This is a genomic window from Streptomyces diastatochromogenes (assembly GCF_002242805.1).
Lineage (GTDB): Bacteria > Actinomycetota > Actinomycetes > Streptomycetales > Streptomycetaceae > Streptomyces > Streptomyces diastatochromogenes.
In genome coordinates this window covers 40,072-57,744 of sequence record NZ_MCGQ01000026.1, presented here as the reverse complement: position 1 = coordinate 57,744, position 17,673 = coordinate 40,072, and the positions used below count along the sequence as shown (strand labels likewise).

Here is a 17,673-nt window from a genome sequence, read left to right as displayed (position 1 = left end):
CATGGCGCGTCAAATGCTGGGCGTGCGACTGGACCGATATTGCGGAGTGGCGCTCAGCGGGCTAAGGACCGTGTTGGAGCGGGAGTCGGCCTGTTCTTGTTCGCGGATCCAGGCATCCACAGCTTCCAGCCGGTACATGACGCGACCGCGTGGCCCCATGCGGAAGCTCGGCGGTCCCTGCCGCCGGTGCCGCCAGACGTAAAGCGTGTGTGGTGAAAGGCCAAGGTACTCAGCGGCGCCCTTCACGTTGAGAAAGGCCGTGCGCGGAGTTGGCGCGGGAACGATGGAGCGAGCGGACATCGGTTGTGCAGGCATGAAAGGTTCTCTGTGACATGTGAGGAGGGGGCATCGGGTGCGCTGAGATCCGGTCCTCACCCACCGGTCGCCCACAAAGGACCCTTGTGGGCCAGCAGGCGGGCTACCGACCACCTTGAACGAGAGCTCAAGATGTGCAGGGGGACCACGGATCGGCGCATGAAAGGGGGCTACGGGGAAGATGACTCGACATAGCCAACGGATCGGCGGTCTGGAGTTGCTGAACCCTGCGCGCTGCTCAGCGAAGAGACGCTGTATGTCTCAGAGCGGAGGTCTGCCACGCGGACCTGCGTCGGCTCGAAACCGCCAATCCCCTTTGTCCGCACGGCTCCACCGCCAAGCACAGCCGGATGCGAACACCCTCAATGGTCCTCACAATGGCCGGTTTGCCTAACCGGCGATCCCGGTCTATGTTGCGCACTTACGCCGTGCTCGTGGCGCGTTGCCCCGCCGGTCGAACCTCGGGCCGAGACCCAGCAATCCCTGTGCAGCCACCAGGAACCCGCCGCCGACTGTGCGGGTGCGAGCGTTTGCTTCGAAGCTTCGGCCTCCTCAATAGCTGCCTCATAGGACTGTTGTCCGGCCGTGTACTTCCGGGCGTGTTGTACGTTGACATGGCCTCCGAACGGGTTCCAGTCCTTCGGCGATCTTTCTGGTCTGCCGTGGGCGAACTCAACTCACGAGCCACCGCAATGGAGCTGCCGGTGACGTGGTGCCGCCGCTCCCGCACCGGGAAATGTACGTCGATCGCGAGACGCTCTTCCTTGGGTAGGCGTCGGCACCAAACACCCTTCATTTGTCGCTCCGGATGCACAGAACATGCTGTGCGAGGCGCATCAGGTGCTGCCCGCGCTGCCGGGCCGCCGCGCGCTCCTGCTGACCCTGCGGCGCCCCGCAACCTCCCGGCAGGGCCCGGCGCGGCCGATACGATGTCCGGGCCCGGTTGTTGTCCCTGCGACGGGCCCACGCCCGAACGGAGGACCCCACAGTGAGCCAGCACCGTGTTGCCCGTGCGGCGGTGTTCTCGGCCGGGTCCTGGGGAACCGCCATCGCCAAGATCCTGGCCGACTCGGGCACCGACGTCATCGCGCACGCCCGCCGAGATGAGATCGCCGACGCGATCAACACACAGCACCGCAACCCCAGCTACTTCCCGGACATCGAGCTGCCCGCCGCCCTGACCGCGACGACCGACCCGGCAGCCGCACTGGACGGCGCGGACTTCCTGGTGCTCTCCATCCCCGCACAGACCCTGCGGACCAACCTCGCCGCGTGGGCACCGCACATCGGAGACGGCACCGTGATCGTGTCTCTGATGAAGGGCATCGAGCAGAGCAGCGGGCAGCGGGCGAGCCAGATCATCACCGATGTGACCGGCGTGAGCGCGGACCGGGTCGCAGTGCTGTCCGGCCCGAACCTGGCGCGCGAGATCATGGAGGGTCACCCCGCCGCCGCCACCGTCGCCTGCCTGGACGAGGACGCCGCCCACCGCTTCCAAAAGGCGTGCCACACCGGCTACTTCCGTCCCTACACCAGCACCGACGTGACCGGCTGCGAGCTGGGCGGCGCGGTGAAGAACGTCATCGCCCTCGCGGTCGGCATCGCCACCGGCATGGGCCTGGGCAACAACGCGACGGCCATGCTCATCACCCGCGGCCTGGCGGAGACCACCAGGCTGGCCACCGCCATGGGCGCCCACCCGGCCACCCTCGCCGGCCTGTCCGGCCTGGGCGACCTGGTGGCCACCTGCTCCTCCCCGCTCTCCCGCAACCGCACCTTCGGCACCCACCTCGGCCGGGGCCTGAGCGTCGAGGAGGCGACGGCCGCCACCCGGCAGACCACCGAAGGCGTTAAGAGCGCGGAGGCGATCCTCGCCCTGGCCCACGCCCACGACGTCGAGATGCCGATCACGGAAGTCATCTCCGCCCTGCTGCACGAGAAGGTCACCCTCGCCCAGGCCGCGGCCGCGCTGATGCAGCGGCCCCCCAAGCCCGAGCGCTGACCCGGCGCCCCGGTTCACGGAGCTGCCCACCAATGACGAGCGCGACCGGCCGAATTAGCCAGAGGCTTCCGAATCTCGCTGCTCGCCGAGCAGGGCGGACAGCCCTCCTTCCTCTAGGTCGCAGGCCGACCGGGATCAGTTGCCTCCTAGCGGGATGGCAGCGAGCGGCTCCCAGGTCAGGCGCCAGCCGCCGGTATCCCTGTTAATCGCGAAGCGGACATTCAGCAGGTGCACGATGTCAACCTGCAGCGGTGCCCGGCGCGGAGTGATGGCGCGCAGCCGACTGTTGAGGGAATCAGAGTTGGCCGAGTCGTAGCTGTATCCGAGAGACATGTGGAGCCGGCCGCCGTCATGTTGCAGCGCGGCGGCCCCGCGGGCTGTACGGATGGCCGCGCGTACCCGCCCCTGGAGCGCAACGGCTTGGGCGTCGGGCCACACGTCCAGGAGCGCGCCCGCACGGTTGCCGATCGGCGGACCGACCTCGGTCTCGAACCGCTCCACGTCGGCCAACTCCCCGTGGAGGGCTTCGATCAGGGCCTGCTGCTCATTCCGGCTGATCTCGGCAGTAGGGGCGTCAGCGACCATCTCGATCGTCACGTGCAACTCTCCGGGATCAGCCGCCTGCGCGGGGTACGCCGGGTCGATGGGGTAGTCCAGCAGCGCGGGACGGCAGGCATGCGCGAGGGCAAGCAGTTCTTCGTCGACGCCGGCCTGCGGCAGCAGGTACGCATGAATGACCTCCATCCCGTCCGCCCATGGCCTGCCCTGGAAGCACGGTGTGAACCGCTCCATTACGACATCCCTCCTCCTTGGGGTGGCACCACCGCGTCGGAGGTGCCTTGCGTACGTGACGGTTACGGTGCTCCGACGGTGAGTGGGGCGAACCGGGACCCTGCCTGGGCAGCTCGTCCGGACGCTCGCTATGGCACCGTCTCGATGCGGTCAACAGCCCGGCGTAGGGCGGCGGCTGCCTTCGAGATCGACTCGGCGTTTCGCGACTGCGTCGCGTGGAACAAGTCCTCGCCAGAAGCGAGCACGGATGCGTGCCCGAGAACGAATAGCTCGAGTTCCGAGAGGTCGCGGCCATAACCCTTTAAGAACCAGTCCCGCAGGATTGGGTGCTTGACCCACAACAGTGCCGGCCGCGCGAGGTCAATCACGGCAGCCATGATCTGAGACCGGCCGAACCCCGTGAAGGACAGGCTCTGGGACTGGCTCTGCCATTCCCAGTTCGAGGGGCCGAACGTGCCATGGCAGAACGCAACAGGCAGTTCCCGTACGTGTTCCAGCACGAGAGACACAGATCGCTGAACGGCATCGCCCTGCGACGGAGTCATCATTCCGCCGAGGTTGGCGATCATGGTTCGGCTTCGGTGTACGGAGCGCACTGTGGCCCGCGTCGCCTGCATGCGCGCTTCACCAGTGCGACCAGCACTGTCGTGCAGCACTCGCAGTAGTTGACCCACGTCCTCGTGAACTCGGGGCAGTAGTTGAAGGTTTGCGTTGTCCACGCGCCATGCCCTTGGCTGCACCGTCAGCAAGCTCCTGAGTCTTGGCTCGCTGGCGAGCAGTCGTGGGCCGTGGCTGCGGCCGAGACGGCCGATGGCGTTGCGGTGTGCATAGATCTCTCGACGGAAGTCCTCATCGGTGCACGTGATGCGGAGGTCGATGAGTCCTTGGGGCGAGGACATGCGCCACGCCTGGGTGCCGCCGAGATCGGCGGGGAGCGCCCAGGCGGCATGCCTCCCCACGTGCCCTCTGGCCCAGTCCGCAGCCTCGGCTGGTATGGCGGTCTGTGTCATGTCTCCTCTCACTCCACTGAGGGGTTAAAACAGGGCATGCTGGTTGGGCGCCACACCGTGATTGGACGACCCAGGCGCGGGAACCTGGCCCGTCCGCTCGTTCTGCAGATCCCACAGCTCCCGGAACAAGCCGCTACGGTCAGCCAGCAGCTCAGCGAAGCTGCCATGCTGGATGACCCTGCCCTTGTTGAGGACCACGATGCGGTCGGCGATCGCAACGTTGGTGAGCCGGTGGGTGACGAGAACGACAGCACGATCGGCGGCGTGACGGCGCAAACCCGCGAAGATGCGATGCTCGGCCCTCGGATCGAGCGCGGCCGTCGGCTCGTCCAAGACCAGTAGTCCGGCTGGCCTGTGGAAGGCCCGCGCGATCGCCATGCGCTGCCACTGCCCGCCGGACAGTTCCTGCCCGCCCCACCATTCCTTGGCGAGGAGCGTGTTCAGGCCGCTGCGAAGCTCTTCAACGACTTCGTCGGCGCCAGCTGCCCGAGCGGCGGCGAGGACGGCTTCATCCCCTTCGGGGGTGGGCTGGCCCAGGGTGATGTTCTCCCGTGCCGAGAGTGGCCAGCATGCGAAGTCCTGCGGAACCACGGCGATCCGCGACCAGGCGGCAGACGCGTCGATGTTCCGCGTGTCGGTGCCGTCCCAGGTGATCGTTCCGTCATCGGGAAGGTACAACGTCGACAGGAGCTTGCTCAGCGTCGTCTTGCCTGATCCGTTCTCGCCCACCAGAGCCAAGATCTCGCCGCGCCGGACTGCGACGGACACGCCGTCGAGGGCAGGACGGTCTGCGTTCGGGTATCGGAACGTGATGCTGTCCGCGGATACGATCTCGGGCCCGGTGGGGACCTCGGGGCCGCGGTTGATGCGGTGACCGCCGGCTTCGTCGATGAAGTCGGCCCAGTCGTCCAGGTACATGCCAGTGCGGAAGAGCTGGGCTCCGTAGCCGATGATCCCGTCGAGGCTGGTGCTGACTCGGCTCAAGGCGAGGAACGCCGTGCCCAAGGCGGCAACGGAGATATGACCAGCAACTACGAGCGCACCCAGCGCCGCCCAGACCACGGCACTGGCGAAGCCCCCTGCAGCGCCGCCGAGCAGAGAGATCTTGGCGCTCCGCAACGTGGCTTGGTCGGTGGTCTTGTCGATCTGGTCTCCAGTGGCGCGGTACTTGCTGATCAGGAAGTGGGCCATCGTCCCGGACCGGATCTGGGCCGCGGTCTGCTTGTCGACCAGGTACCAGCGCAGCATCCCCAGCAGGCGGCGGTCCTTCGCGGTGGTCAGCGAGGCGATGTACGTGACGCGTGCCGCCCGCACGCTGGCCAGGCCCTTCGGGAGTGCGGCAAGGATGAGCAGGGGAAGCAAGATCGGATGCACAGCCGTCAGGGCGCAGGACGATGCGATCAGCGAGGCGACCGCTGCGAGGATGTACTGGCATTGTGTGAGCAGCTCACGAGATACGTCCACCCCTCGGTCGGCCGCGTCCCAGCGGTCGTTGTACCCAGGGTTGTCATACGCGGCCAGCTCCGCATGGGTTGCGGCGTCCAGCAGTTTGAGTTCGGCCTCGCGGGAGATCCTGGGTGCTAGCCGTGCCGAGAGCGCCGCGCTCGCGATGCCAAGCAGGGCACGCAGTCCGATGGCCCCGACCACAACGGTCAGCGAGGGAGCGGCGTCGAGGAGTTGATTCGCACTGAAGTCCCCGGAGGCGATCACCGGCTTGATGACCCCAGTGGTGGCAAGCAACCCGAGCGCCTCCAGCACTCCGGACGCGGCCTCACACGCGAGCAAGGCGATCACCGAGCGGCGGTCGACCTGCCAGCCAAGTGCCAGAGCCCGGCGCATCAACTGGGGCAGGCGCCGCGCCATGGAACGCGTAGTGATCGCGTTGCCGACCTCGATGCGGCGGTCCCCCTGGGCGACGAACTTCAGCTGTTCATCCGACTGCTCCGTCTCCGCGGCTGGGGACGCGTGCTCCTTGGACGGTGTCACAGGCACCGCCCATGCAGCGTCGGAATGCTCTGGACCCGGCACACGGCACGGCACCCGACGGCCAAAGGCAACCAGCACGAGCTGATCGCTGTGTGTTCCAAAGCGTCCCCCTGTAATTGAAGTGCGAGTGGAGTCATCGGCGAACAGGGCGCCGCGGTCGACGTGGGCACAGACATCACTGGTGGCCTCCGCACGGTGCGATGTCGGCGAAGGCGCCGTCGAGATCGTCGAGATGGTCCAGCAGGAGGCGGATGGTGGTCTGTCTTTCCCGCCAGTGCCGCTTCAGATCGGTCTCGGCCTCCTCGGGCAAGCCGTACTCGGCGGTCGTGGCGCCATAGAAGCTGAACAGCATGTACAGAAGCGCGATCCGGGCGCAGGCCCGCACTTCCGGCAGGGGAAGGCTGGGATTCTCCGCGTGATAGGCACCCACCATCGCCAACGCGCAGGCGATCCACTCCGGACTGGTGGCGACAGTGCGTGGGTCGAACGCTGCTCTGCCCAGCTCCCAGGCCGGCAGCGCGCGTCTGCCGCGGAAATCGATGATCCCAGTGACGGCGTCGCCGAGGACGATCACGTTGGTGCGGGTGAGGTCGGCATGCAAAGCCTGTTCCACCAGCCCTTCCGGCAGGGCCCGTCTCAGCCGGTGTACGTGCTCCTGCAGGTCCTCACGGCGCTGGTCAAGGTCGAGCCGTAGTTGTCCAACCTCGTCATGACGCTGCCGGAGAGCGGTGGCCAAGACCCTCTCGCACTTCGCGACCGCGTCTTCCACGGCGGCGGTCCGCCAGCGAGAGTGCTGCACCTGCTTCGGCATCGGGTAAGCACCCAGCACCCGGTGCATGCGTCCCACCACCGTGCCGATGTGCTCAGCGAGGGCAACCGTCATTGCCGAGGCGATGACGCCTCCCGGTGCTTCGTCGGTCACCGCCCAAGCGCTGCCCTCCGCGAGCGTGACCAGGTCGCCGTCCCTGTCCGGCCACACACGCGGGACGGGAAGCTGCGCAGCACGGCAGTACTCCGACATGTCCGACGCTGTCCGGGCCGCATCCACATCAGCCGTTGACCGATACTCCTTGACGAACAGCCGCAGCCCGTCCTCGGTCAGCACCCACCGGTTGATCGTGTCCGTGCCCATGTGTACCGGCTCAATCACTGCAGCAGCGAGGCCATACCGGTCCTCGAGCACGTCCGACATCAGAGCCGCCCCTCGGGCTGCATCATTCATGTCCATTGCTGGTCCTTGGAGGGCGAGGGGCGGCGCGCCGTGTGCACGGTGAACGCGTTGTCCTCCGTGAGCACCCCACCCGTCGTGAAGGGAGCAAGAGCGTCTTCAAGAGCTGTCTCGAAGGCTCGGCGGCGGTCACCAAACAGTTGGGGGGCGGCGAACGAGGTCGAGTACAGGTAGCCGGTGACCTTGGCGATAATCCACTCGCGGTGCACCGGAATGACCGTGGTGGTGACGTCGCAGAACGCGGAGGCGCGCAGCACGTCCGCGAACGGCGGACCCGGCGGACCGAAGACGCCGGCTCCCGCGCGCCGATGCTCACCGAGAAATTCTCGGACGACTGCCCGTGCCGCCTGTTGCCATTCGTTGTCAGCGGTCCACAGGCTGCGGTCGCTGAACACTGCGACGACACCGTCCGGCGCGACGTACTCGCTGAGCCGGTCCAGGAAGCGGCGCTGGTCTAGCCAGTGGAATACGCGGCAGCAAGTCACGAGATGCGGTCGCCAACCCTCCGGTGGCACGAAGTCTTCCGCTCGTGTGTGCCGGATCTGTAGCCGGTGGCTGGCAGAGACCGCAGATTGAAGCATGGTTTCGGCCTCAGCCAGCATCGCCGTATCAGAATCGACGGCGAACAGGTCGTCGAAGTACCGCAGGAGCGCGTGGGCGACCAGTCCTGGCCCGGTGCCGACGTCCAGAAGACGCCGCGGAGAACCGACAGGTGCCGCCGCGTCGAGAAGGGCGGCAAGCTCGACTGGAATGCCGGGGCGGAGGCGCCGGTAGTAGGACGAGGTTCCGGCGAAGGCATTCACGAGCTCCACCCGCTCCACACGCGTCGCCCGTCTTCCAGACGCAGGTTCTCGAGCATGGTGTGGGCCTCATCGACCAGACCGAGGTCACGGTGCTGGATACCCCAGGCCAGTGAGTCGAGCGCGTCCGTTGCCGCGTACGCCCGGCATGCAGCCTGCTCTTCTTCGGTGAGCTGGCGCCCATATCCGTGGTGGAAGGCGGCGTCGAGGTTGGGTTTGTGATGCAGGACCCGGTAACGAAGGCGGCTCAGGTCTCGATGAGGTGCAGGCTGTAGTTCGGCCCTTTCGAAGTCGATGATTCGAAGCAGTTGTTCGGACTCCTCCCACATCCAGTTCTTCGGCATGTAGTCGCCGTGGGCCGAGACCCGCGGCAAGCGCGGAGGAGCATGCCTGATGAGTCTGCGCGCCAGGGCGAGATTGTGCGGCGGCACGAAGCCCGCTGTGCGTTCGAGCAGCCTGGCTACCGTCGCCTCCCACTCCTCCTCGGCTGTTTCGGGAGTGGGTTCGGCGACTGCGGCTGCGTGATGTCGGGCGAGGAGCTCGCCGGCCTGTTCGTAGGCATGGCGTTCCTGCCCCATGGGCAGGCGGAGTGTGTCGAGGCTCCGCCCGGGCACAGCCGTGATCAGCACGGTGCGAGTCTCGGAGTCCGCGGCGACCAACTCGGGCGCACGGTCGGAGCCCAGCGCAACGGTCCACTTCTGGTAGGCATGTACCTCACGCCGGTGCAGCTTGGTTCCCGCGTGCTGCTTGGCGAACCACCGCTCACCCTGCGGTCCGTTGATCTCCCAGACAGAGGGCCTGATGTGGCCGGGTCGGGAGTGCTCGGCTACCACGGTGTACATGTGGGTTACCGATCTCAACAGTTGGTGGAGTGCGCTGGGCATGTCGGTCACGTCGGTGCGCCCTTCCGCAGGCCGAGCACCTCGAATCACGTATGGTGGTCACACGGGTGCTCTAGGTGTTCAAATGGGGGTGGGTAGCTTGCCGGGAGCCATTGACAATTGGTGCATACCCGATCTTTTCCGGACCAGGGCAGCTGGGCTCGCGTAAGGCATCTCGCCCGGTCAGCCGGGTTGGTCGGTGTGCTGCAGACGGACGGGCAGAGTGCGATGCCCGTTGACGAGGAGGCTCGCGAGCGGTTCGAGCTCCTCAGCGGGTACGGCGAGGGCTATGTCCGGGAATCGATCGAAGAGGGCGGGCAGAGCGGCGCGCGCTTCAGCGCGGGCCAGGAGCGCGCCGAGGCAGAAGTGCGATCCGTACCCGAAGGACAGATGCTGCTTGTCCTCCCTCGTCACGTCGAACGTCCCCGCGGTGGTGCCGTGCAGGTTGGGATGGCGGCCGGCGGCCCCGTAGGCGGCGAGGACCGCCTCGCCTTGGCGAATCACCACCCCCTCCGGGAGAGGGATGTCCTCGACGGCGTACCGCAGGGGCAGGTGGCTGATGGGCGCGGCGTAGCGGAGGGTTTCGTCGATCACGGCGTCCCATGAGGCTCGCCCCCCGCGGACGTGAGCCAGCTGGTCGGGGTGAGTGAGGAGCGCTGTGACGGCCTGGTCGATCAGGTTGACGGTGGTCTCATAGCCTGCGCTGATGACCAGGAGCAGCGTATCCAGGAGCTCCTGCTCCGTGAGAACGGAACCGTCGCCCTCGTAGTCGCGTGCGTAGATGAGCGCCGACGTGATGTCCTCGCCGGGCGTGGTCCGCTTCGCCGCGACCAACTCCTTGAGGATGCCGTACAGGGACATGGTGTTGGCGCGGCTCTCCTCACTGCTCAGCGTGGTGTCGAAAACGCCGTCGACCACGGTGCGGAAGCGAGGCCACACGTCCTCCGGCAGTCCCATGAGATCGCCGATGACCTGGATCGGCAGGGGAAAGGCGAGAGCCTCGCGCAGTTCGACGACCTCGCCGGGCTTGGCCCCGGCCATCTGGTCGATGAGGCGGGCCGTGATCTGTTCGATGCGCGGCACCATCTCGGCGGTGCTGCGCGCGGTGAATGCCTGGCTGACGAGACGCCTGAGCCGCCGGTGGTCGTCTCCGTAGGCGGTGAACATGTTGTCCACGCCGACCCACAGGGCAAGCGGCCACTTCTCGGTGATCTCGCCGCTGATGAACGCCGGCCAGTGTTTGCGGGCGTCCTTGGACACCCGAGGGTCGTTGAGAAGGCTCTTGAGGATGGCGGGGTCACTGACCGACCAGGCGGTCACGCCAAGGATGTCCACGAGCATGGCGGGACCGGCGGCGTGGAGGGCGGCTTCTTCGGCCGGGCGGGCGCGGCCGGTGGGGTCGAGGACGAGGGGCGGAATGCGGTCCATGCTCGGGGCTCCCTAGGTCAGGGTGAGGTGCGGCGACGGGGGAAAGTGGACCGGCAAGCCGGTCAGGGCGCGGTGGAACGGACCGGGACGGTAGGTGAGTTGGTCGGCGGGAACGGCCAGCTCCATTTCGGGAAGGGCGTCCAGGACCTGCTCGATGGCCACTTGGGCGACGAGGTAGGCCAGAGGCTGGGCGGGGCATGCATGGGGCCCGGCGCTCCATGTCAGGTGAGAGCGGTTGCCGGCCCGCTGTTCGGAGACGACGGTGGGGTCGTTGTTGCAGGCAGCCATGCTGATGACGACGGGTTGATGAGCAGGCAGGATGACGTCGTCGATCTCCACGGGATTCGGCGGATACGACACGCAGTAGTTGGCCAACGGGGGGTCGACGAAGAGCAGTTCGTCGAGGGCGTCGCGAACGCTGATGCTCCCCCGCATCACGTCGCCGGAATAGCGGTCGTCGCTGAGAATGAGCCGCAGAGTGTTCGCGATGAGGTTCTGCTGGGGCTCGATCCCTGCGCCGTACAGGGTCACCAACTGGTGCGTCAGTTCTGACTCGTTCAGTCGCGCAGGGTGCATCAGCAGGCCGGTGGTGATGTCCATCCCGGGATGGCTGCGCCTGAGGTCCACGAGTTCGGTGAGGGCTTCGGCGAGCATGGCGTTGCCGGCCTCGGCGTTCACGCCTTCGAAGACGGCGGCCATCCCGGTCGCGACACGTTGACCGATCTCCGGCGGGCACCCGAGAACCGCGTTGAGGGCCTGGAACGTCAACGGGTGCGCGTACTGCGCCAGCAGGTCCGCGTGGCCGTCCTCGCAGATTTCGTTGATCAAGGGAATCGCGATCTGCTGCACTGTGGAGTGCAGTGCGTGGCGACGGACGTTGCCGAGAGCGGCCGTGTTCGCCGCTCTGTATCGATCGTGCGCGGGCCCCGAGTTGCGCAGCGCGTTCGGCCGCCATTCCAGCATCGGCAGGACCGGGCAGTGGGCGGGAACGCTCTGCTGCCAGACCCGCGGGTCAGCCGGGAACCGCACAGGGTCGTGCAGGATGCGGACCGCGGTGTGATAGCCGATCACCAGCGTGGCGGGCACGTCGGGGTCGAGGTACACCGGGACCACGGGTCCGAACTGCTCCCGCATGTGCGCGTAGAAGCGGTATGGGTCGGCGGCGAACTCCGGCGTGTACATCGCGAATCGCATCTGATCGGAGTGAATGAAGTAGCTGGCACGTGCTGACGGCGGCTGCATGGTCACGACAGGTGCTCCAGACGGCGGGATCGGTGGAGGTATTCGATAAAAGCGATCAGCGCGTGGATGGAGGACACCTCGTTACGGGCGTCGCAGGACGTGAGCACCACGTCGTCGTCGAGGGCCAGCGCCTGGCGGATCTCGTCCCGGGCGTATCGAGGAGCGCCCTCGAACTCGTTGACGGCGACACCGAACGGAAGGCCGCGTTCCTCGAAGAGCCCGAGGACGGGGTCGGAGTCCTGGAGGCGACGGGTGTCTACCAGGATCAGCGCGCCCAGGGCCCCGTGGAAGAGGTGCTCCCAGAAGGGGGTGAACCGGTTTTGTCCGGGGGTGCCAAACAGGTAGAGAGCGAGTTGGGGGCTGAGGGTGCGGCGGCCGAAGTCGAAGGCGACGGTCGTCTCTGTCTTGCCGGGCAGGCCGGCGAGGTCGTCGATGCCCGTGCTGGCTTCTGTGATCAGCTCCTCGGTGCGCAGCGGTTTGATCTCGGACACGCTGCCCACCAGCGTCGTCTTCCCTGCCCCGAAGTGGCCCGCGATCAGGATCTTCGCTGACCGGGTCACGGTGGCCGGCAGGTAGAGGTGCTCATCTGACGGCGAGAGCACGGAGTCCATTGAGCACTTCCTCCAGAACGCTGATGTCCGGCTGGCCGGCCGGTGCCGGGGAGTCGAGGTGGCCGGTGTCGAGAAGACCCGAGACGACGATGAGCGCGACGGTGGGAGGCAGGTCCAGCAACGAGGCGATCTCGGCGATCGACAACGGCCCGCGGCAGATCCGCATGACCCGCAGGGCTTCGACGTCCAGGCCATGGAGCGGTCGGTCTGCGGCGCGGACCAGAGTTGTCAGGGTCAGGCCGTCGCGGGACGGCGACGAGTGTCCTCGTGTCCGGACATACGCTCGGACCATGTCGGGGTCGCGCCGCGGACCCCTCATGGCCGAGTGCCGCCTTCGCCGCCCTGGTGCCGCGCCGGGGTGGCGAGTTCAGCGCCCAGGCGTTCAGTCAGCCCGTTCATTCGGTAGGTGAGGACTTCGGCGTCCACCGTTTCGGTCGTCGACACCGCCAGCAGCGCGTTGTTGCCCACGGTCTTGACGAAGAGGAGTCCCTCGTCGAACTCGCCCACGACTTGGCGCAGCCCGTTCTTCGCGCCGCCGGTGTACGGGGCCAAGGCGACGCCGATGGAGTGGAAGCCGCTGGTGGACGCGGCGATCTTGTCTGCGGTGTCGCGGTCCACCGATTCCGAGTAGCCCAGGGCGAGCCCGTCCGAGGCGAGAAGGACGGCGTAGCGGACCTCCGGCATGCTCGACAAGTCCCCGAGCATCCAGCCGAGCTTGTTCACCTGCGTCGTCATGAGTCGACGGACCTTTCTTCCTCGGTGTGTGTGGCCGTGTCCTGGGCGTCTCGCTGCGGGGGTGCGGCTGCGTCGCGAGCGCGCCTGCTGCTCTGCTGCCAGGCGCCGATCACCGCCGGGCGCGCTGGCTCGGTACTCGTACGGCGCCCAATAGGGGCCTGCTGTGGCTGCACCTGCCGACGGCGTGTTCGTGTCGGCAGCCCGTTCTCCGTCAGCGCCGGCTGTGGCGGTGCGGGCGCCTCGAGTACGGCGGGCTGCGGGGCGGCCGGTTCCAGATCCGTCGGGATGCTGGTGAGGAGGCCCTCGGGCAGGAAGACCGAGGCGCACATGCCGCCGTACCGGTTGGAGTCCGAGAGCACCACCTTGATGCCGTACCGGCGAGCAAGGAGCGCGATCACCGGGAAGCCGACCCTCGGGTGTGCCTCCGTGTTGAGGATGTCGACCTCCTGGCGGCCATCCAGGATGCGTCGTGTGCGCTCCAACTGCTCCTCGTTCATGCGCTTGCCGGCATCGTCGATGAGCAGAGTGACCCCGTGGTGGCCGTTCTGTGCGCTCACCTCTACTCGAGTCTGTGGTGGCGAGTAGCGGGCGGCGTTGTCGAGTAGGTGGCTCACGATGAGCTTCACAGGCCCTACCACGCGGGCGATCACAGCCCGGTCCGACGCATACGTCTGGACCCGTGTGTAGTCGCGGATGGCGCCCTGGGCCGCACCAACGACGTCTGTGAGTGTGCTGGCGGGCCACCGCTGCCCGAGCAGTCCGCCACAAAGCACGACGTACGACTGAGCTTGGTGGAGCATCTGCTGTACGCCGTGATCGATCCTGGTCAGCGTCTCGAAGATGCCACCGCCGCGGTGCCGGCGAAGGGCTTGAGCAATCTCGCTGCTGACGTCGATGCCGGTGCTCACCATCGCCGTGGCGAAGGACTTTACGGCCGTCTTCGCAGACTCGCGTGCCTCCGCTTCGACCTGCTGCCTAGTCAACACGGCGGTCTCCTGCTGAATCCGGTGTAGATCCGCGACGTGTCGCTCGCTGAGCACCCGGAGGTTCTCCACGAAGCCGGAGCCGATGAGAATGTCGGGAACCGCGAACTGCGGGGCGCCCGAGAGCGGTTGCTGGAGTAACGCCGCAACTCGTTCAGGGCCGTAAGAGACTGCCGTCGCCAGCATCAGGTCCTGGGCCGAGGCGAATGCCTTCCACTGTGCGGCGCGAGCACGGTGTTTGGCGGACTGCCGAGCGAAGTACGCGGTCAGCGTGACGGTGGCAATGAGCACGCCGGCTATGACGAGGGGTGCCGCGGCGGCTGTTTCGTAACTCATCGGATCTCTCACTGGGGGTCGAGCGGATGGCGACCGAGGAACGGGGACTGCGGACTGACGGTGCGGACCGTTGTGCTGACGCCGGCTGGCTGAGGGCAACGGAGCCTTGCCTCGCCTTGTGGAGCTCGTCGGCGGTGCGGCTAGAACTTGATCTGTCCGATCATCCGAACGAGGCTCGTTGTGGCCTGCGAGACCGTCGGCGCGATCGAGGAACTAGCGAGATAGAAGCCGAAGAGGGTGCAGACGACCGCGTGTGCGGCCTTCAATCCGCCCTTCTTGACGAGCAGGAACGTGATGATCCCCAGCAGCACGACGGCCGAGATGCTAACCGCCATACAGACCCGCCCAGTTGCGTACACCCGCAGAGCGCGTCAGTGCGAGCCAGTGAAGGAGGGCCGCGCCGTCGGTGCACACGTGCTGCCAGTCAGGGGGAAGCAGCCAGATCCCCGAGCAGCGCGAGTGCGCCGCGAGCTGCCCATCGAGCGCACAGCCCCACATGCCCGCGCGGCACACAGTCTGCGGAGCGTGCCACCGGTATGCCGTGTCCGATTCAACCGCAATGTGAATCCGGGAATGCACATGGCAGCAGAGAACCGGTCCCACAGGCAGCCCCCATTTTCGGACACCCTCGATCGCCCGTAGACCCACGAGGAGCCCCGCCTGCACGACATCCACTTCACTGAGCCGCAACAGCGGACGTCCCGTGAATTGGACTCTCCACTGCAGTTCGGTCTGCCCGGGTGGCAACGCCGGCTCCTGCAAGAGAGAGGAGTTTTGTGGCTGCTGCCAGCCATGCAGCGGTGTGACAGGTGCGGCCGACCACTGAGCGGTGAGCGGGTCGGGGACCGCTTCAACTCGGCCTGGCGAGGCAATCACCGGGATCTCCTGTACGTCCGAACGTACTGATTTGAGCCGCTTGACCAAGTAACTTCTGTCACAAGGGCGTTGGCTGATCCCTAATCCTGTTTACTGAAGGGCGATTACGCACATTCCGAGGGTGATATCACTGAGGTGATTCCGGCTCCGGAAAGGGCCGCACGTGCTCGCTCAGGGGAGGAAAGAGTGCTTCAGCAGGCGCAGCGACGGTGTGATCGGTGTGGCTGCTCCCTGAGTCAGTACAACACGGACACACTGTGCGGTGCCTGTGCTCGCTCACAAACCTGGGTGAGGCAGACTCCTACGGTCCCGGGAAGTGTCTGGTTTGACCCAGATGTGCGGGGCGCACTCGCTGCTTGGGACTTAGGCCGGGCCAGCCGTCTGATCCGCCTGCGCGGCGGCCTACGCCAAGAAGACATGGCGGAGCTCACCGGTCTGAGCCAAGCGTTCCTGTCCATGCTCGAGTCAGGCCGCCGTCGCCTCACCAACATAGACAAGATCGTTGAATTTCTGACAGGCCTAGGCGTACCCGCCGAATTGGTCTCCCTTCCCCTCCCTCATGCCCGCGTTCCGGCAGTAGAGCAGCAGGTCGCCGAGTTCGCAGGAGACGCCGATCCGACCCTGCCATGGACAGCCGCCCGTATGGTGGCAGCACTGGATACTGCGGTAGGAGGTAGCGCGATGGACCGTCGACGATTCCTCACCGCAAGCGGCGTCGCTCTCACCGCGTTCGTGAATGCGTGGGACACCGCCGAGGCCGACCCGCTCCTCCGTGCAGCGGAGGGAAGCCGCCTCACCCATGACCTGCTCGATGGCCTTCAGCGCACCACCGATGTCCTGCGGACCATGGACGCAAGCGACGGAAGCGGTACCCTCACGAGTCTCGGAGACCGCCACCTCCAGTTTCTCAAGCACCTCGTGGAGGAAACGTCGTACGACGAGGCGACAGGACGACGGCTCGCGGCGATCATCGCCGACACGGCCACCCAGACCGGCTGGTTCGTCTTCGACTCCGGCGACCGCGAGCGCCCGCTCAGCTACCTCTACGCCGCGCTCCGCGCCGCGAAGGCCTCACAAGACGTACGACTCGGCGCCGGCGCACTGTCCTACATAGCCATCCACGGGTACTCCACCGGAGCCCCGCACCACGCCGTCACCGCGGCACAACGAGCCCGAGACAAGATCAAGAAACTCGGCACGCCCGCGCTCGAGGCGATGCTCCTGACCCGGCAGGCCCGCGGGCACGCCAAACTCGGCGAACGACAGGCCGCGCTTGCCGCACTAGGAAGAGCCGCCGAACTCTGCGCGCAGGGCCGCTCTGAACACGATCCACACTGGCTGTACTGGATCAACGAAGGCGAGATCCACGGACAGGCCGGCAGTTGCTACCTTGACCTCGGCGACCCACGCAACGCCGTCGCCAGCTTCACGAAGGCCCGGGAGGCGCTCAACCCAGCGGACCACCGGACCAGAGGCCTGTTCCTCTCGCGTGCCGCAACCGCCCACATCGAGCATGGCGATCTCGAAGCCGGGTGTGCCACAGCACACGAAGTCCTCGACCTTGCCGCGAAGCTCCAGTCGGCCCGATTCGACAACCACGTCACGAGCATGATCGACCAGCTCCACCCCATCGCCCACAGCCCGTACGCTCAAGACGTACTGGAGCGACGCTCCGCAATGACGGAATCAGGGAGCCGAACTTGACCAGGGCCGGACAGATCCTAGTGCTGTGGGACATCGACCGCACCCTGCTGTACGTCGGTGACATCGACCGACAGGTCTACCGGGAGACCTTCGCCGAGATCGTCGGCCGCCCGCCGGAACAGCTTCCGGCCCGGGGCACCGGGGTCACCATGCCCCTCGCGATCCGATCCCTGCTCCTGGACAACGGAGTCCCCGAGACGGAGGTCCCCCGCCTACTGCCACGCATGGTGGAACTCCTGCCACAGCGCCTCGCCACGCACACCGGGGAGCTGCGCGAGCAAGGCGTCCTGCTGCCCGGCGCGGTGGCTGCTCTCAAGGCGGTGCAGGCACAAGCCGGCCACGTTCCGACCGTAGTCACGGGAAACCTCAAGCCGAACGCACTGCTGAAGCTCGAAGCATTCCACCTCGCCGGGTTCGTGGACACAGAGATCGGCGGGTACTCCTCCGACAACGACCACCGTCCAGCCCTCGTCGCCGTCGCACAGAAGCGAGCCCAGGCCAAGTACGGGGCGGCCTTCACCCGATCCAACTCCGTCATCATCGGCGACTCCCTCGAAGACGTCCGCACGGGCCTCGAAGGCGGCGCTCCCGTCATCGGAGTCGCCTCCGGCAAGACCTCCGCCGACGAACTGCAGTCAGCCGGAGCCGATGTCGTACTCGACAGCCTCGAAGACGTCCCGCGGCTCCTGGACGCAATCACAGCCGTGACCCGAGAAGGCGTCTGAGCGCACCCCGTAGCCCGTC

General features: G+C 66.7%; 17 protein-coding genes. 3 read left to right on the top strand and 14 right to left on the bottom strand.

From position 1 onward, the window contains the following. Positions 1-9: 9 nt before the first annotated feature. Positions 10-300 (bottom strand): helix-turn-helix transcriptional regulator, encoded by a 291-nt coding sequence (locus BEK98_RS28510; RefSeq protein ID WP_244202049.1) that lies wholly within the window; start codon positions 298-300, stop codon positions 10-12. A gap of 1,003 nt (positions 301-1,303) precedes the next feature. Between BEK98_RS28510 and BEK98_RS28505 the strand changes: the two genes are divergently transcribed. Next, positions 1,304-2,317, top strand: coding sequence for an NAD(P)H-dependent glycerol-3-phosphate dehydrogenase (locus BEK98_RS28505; protein ID WP_094219549.1), 1,014 nt, complete (start codon positions 1,304-1,306; stop codon positions 2,315-2,317). A 135-nt stretch (positions 2,318-2,452) separates the two neighbouring features. On the opposite strand, the gene BEK98_RS28500 is transcribed toward BEK98_RS28505, so the two are convergent. The 13 genes from BEK98_RS28500 to BEK98_RS28440 all read right to left on the bottom strand — a co-directional run bounded on the left by BEK98_RS28500 (position 2,453) and on the right by BEK98_RS28440 (position 14,684). After that, positions 2,453-3,109 (bottom strand): 2'-5' RNA ligase family protein, encoded by a 657-nt coding sequence (locus BEK98_RS28500; protein ID WP_094219548.1) that lies wholly within the window; start codon positions 3,107-3,109, stop codon positions 2,453-2,455. A 128-nt stretch (positions 3,110-3,237) separates the two neighbouring features. Continuing rightward, entirely contained in the window at positions 3,238-4,119 is an 882-nt protein-coding gene (locus BEK98_RS48660) for a phosphotransferase (RefSeq protein ID WP_143684169.1), read from the bottom strand. Between the two features lie 24 nt (positions 4,120-4,143). Then, on the bottom strand, positions 4,144-6,105 hold the full coding sequence (locus tag BEK98_RS28490) for an ABC transporter ATP-binding protein (protein WP_244202035.1): 1,962 nt from the start codon (positions 6,103-6,105) through the stop codon (positions 4,144-4,146). Between the two features lie 175 nt (positions 6,106-6,280). Next, positions 6,281-7,297 (bottom strand): phosphotransferase enzyme family protein, encoded by a 1,017-nt coding sequence (locus BEK98_RS28485; protein ID WP_244202034.1) that lies wholly within the window; start codon positions 7,295-7,297, stop codon positions 6,281-6,283. Between the two features lie 26 nt (positions 7,298-7,323). Further along, entirely contained in the window at positions 7,324-8,136 is an 813-nt protein-coding gene (locus BEK98_RS28480) for a class I SAM-dependent methyltransferase (protein WP_208643259.1), read from the bottom strand. Further along, the gene (locus tag BEK98_RS28475; RefSeq protein WP_094219651.1) at positions 8,133-9,017 is read right to left on the bottom strand and encodes an aminoglycoside phosphotransferase family protein; all 885 of its coding nucleotides are present in this window, start codon (positions 9,015-9,017) and stop codon (positions 8,133-8,135) included. The genes BEK98_RS28480 and BEK98_RS28475 overlap by 4 nt, the downstream gene beginning before the upstream one ends. Positions 9,018-9,197: 180 nt before the next feature. Beyond that, positions 9,198-10,442 (bottom strand): cytochrome P450 family protein, encoded by a 1,245-nt coding sequence (locus tag BEK98_RS28470; protein WP_094219543.1) that lies wholly within the window; start codon positions 10,440-10,442, stop codon positions 9,198-9,200. A 12-nt stretch (positions 10,443-10,454) separates the two neighbouring features. After that, positions 10,455-11,684 (bottom strand): cytochrome P450, encoded by a 1,230-nt coding sequence (locus BEK98_RS28465; protein ID WP_244202048.1) that lies wholly within the window; start codon positions 11,682-11,684, stop codon positions 10,455-10,457. Between the two features lie 2 nt (positions 11,685-11,686). After that, the gene (locus tag BEK98_RS28460) at positions 11,687-12,295 is read right to left on the bottom strand and encodes a GTP-binding protein (RefSeq protein ID WP_094219542.1); all 609 of its coding nucleotides are present in this window, start codon (positions 12,293-12,295) and stop codon (positions 11,687-11,689) included. After that, the gene (locus BEK98_RS28455) at positions 12,267-12,587 is read right to left on the bottom strand and encodes a DUF742 domain-containing protein (RefSeq protein WP_208643263.1); all 321 of its coding nucleotides are present in this window, start codon (positions 12,585-12,587) and stop codon (positions 12,267-12,269) included. Before BEK98_RS28455 ends, BEK98_RS28460 begins: the two co-directional genes overlap by 29 nt. 23 nt (positions 12,588-12,610) lie before the next feature. Further along, entirely contained in the window at positions 12,611-13,030 is a 420-nt protein-coding gene (locus BEK98_RS28450) for a roadblock/LC7 domain-containing protein (RefSeq protein WP_094219540.1), read from the bottom strand. Next, on the bottom strand, positions 13,027-14,349 hold the full coding sequence (locus BEK98_RS28445; RefSeq protein ID WP_094219539.1) for an ATP-binding protein: 1,323 nt from the start codon (positions 14,347-14,349) through the stop codon (positions 13,027-13,029). The genes BEK98_RS28450 and BEK98_RS28445 overlap by 4 nt, the downstream gene beginning before the upstream one ends. A gap of 140 nt (positions 14,350-14,489) precedes the next feature. Further along, positions 14,490-14,684 carry a hypothetical protein gene (locus tag BEK98_RS28440; protein ID WP_094219538.1) on the bottom strand — a complete coding sequence of 65 codons (195 nt, stop codon included), beginning with the start codon at positions 14,682-14,684 and terminating at the stop codon, positions 14,490-14,492. Between the two features lie 829 nt (positions 14,685-15,513). Between BEK98_RS28440 and BEK98_RS28435 the strand changes: the two genes are divergently transcribed. Both BEK98_RS28435 and BEK98_RS28430 read left to right on the top strand, forming a co-directional pair. Then, entirely contained in the window at positions 15,514-16,929 is a 1,416-nt protein-coding gene (locus tag BEK98_RS28435) for a helix-turn-helix domain-containing protein (protein WP_094219537.1), read from the top strand. Beyond that, positions 16,926-17,654 carry an HAD family hydrolase gene (locus BEK98_RS28430; RefSeq protein WP_094219536.1) on the top strand — a complete coding sequence of 243 codons (729 nt, stop codon included), beginning with the start codon at positions 16,926-16,928 and terminating at the stop codon, positions 17,652-17,654. Before BEK98_RS28435 ends, BEK98_RS28430 begins: the two co-directional genes overlap by 4 nt. Positions 17,655-17,673 lie beyond the last annotated feature (19 nt).

Bases quoted from the DNA above. Each gene is read 5' to 3' on its own strand.
- BEK98_RS28510 (WP_244202049.1), bottom strand. From the start codon at position 300: ATGTCCGCTCGCTCCATCGTTCCCGCGCCAACTCCGCGCACGGCCTTT.
- BEK98_RS28500 (WP_094219548.1), bottom strand. From the start codon at position 3,109: ATGGAGCGGTTCACACCGTGCTTCCAGGGCAGGCCATGGGCGGACGGG.
- BEK98_RS48660 (WP_143684169.1), bottom strand. From the start codon at position 4,119: ATGACACAGACCGCCATACCAGCCGAGGCTGCGGACTGGGCCAGAGGG.
- BEK98_RS28485 (WP_244202034.1), bottom strand. From the start codon at position 7,297: ATGTCGGACGTGCTCGAGGACCGGTATGGCCTCGCTGCTGCAGTGATT.
- BEK98_RS28475 (WP_094219651.1), bottom strand. From the start codon at position 9,017: ATGCCCAGCGCACTCCACCAACTGTTGAGATCGGTAACCCACATGTAC.
- BEK98_RS28470 (WP_094219543.1), bottom strand. From the start codon at position 10,442: ATGGACCGCATTCCGCCCCTCGTCCTCGACCCCACCGGCCGCGCCCGC.
- BEK98_RS28465 (WP_244202048.1), bottom strand. From the start codon at position 11,684: ATGCAGCCGCCGTCAGCACGTGCCAGCTACTTCATTCACTCCGATCAG.
- BEK98_RS28460 (WP_094219542.1), bottom strand. From the start codon at position 12,295: ATGGACTCCGTGCTCTCGCCGTCAGATGAGCACCTCTACCTGCCGGCC.
- BEK98_RS28455 (WP_208643263.1), bottom strand. From the start codon at position 12,587: ATGGTCCGAGCGTATGTCCGGACACGAGGACACTCGTCGCCGTCCCGC.
- BEK98_RS28450 (WP_094219540.1), bottom strand. From the start codon at position 13,030: ATGACGACGCAGGTGAACAAGCTCGGCTGGATGCTCGGGGACTTGTCG.
- BEK98_RS28445 (WP_094219539.1), bottom strand. From the start codon at position 14,349: ATGAGTTACGAAACAGCCGCCGCGGCACCCCTCGTCATAGCCGGCGTG.
- BEK98_RS28440 (WP_094219538.1), bottom strand. From the start codon at position 14,684: ATGGCGGTTAGCATCTCGGCCGTCGTGCTGCTGGGGATCATCACGTTC.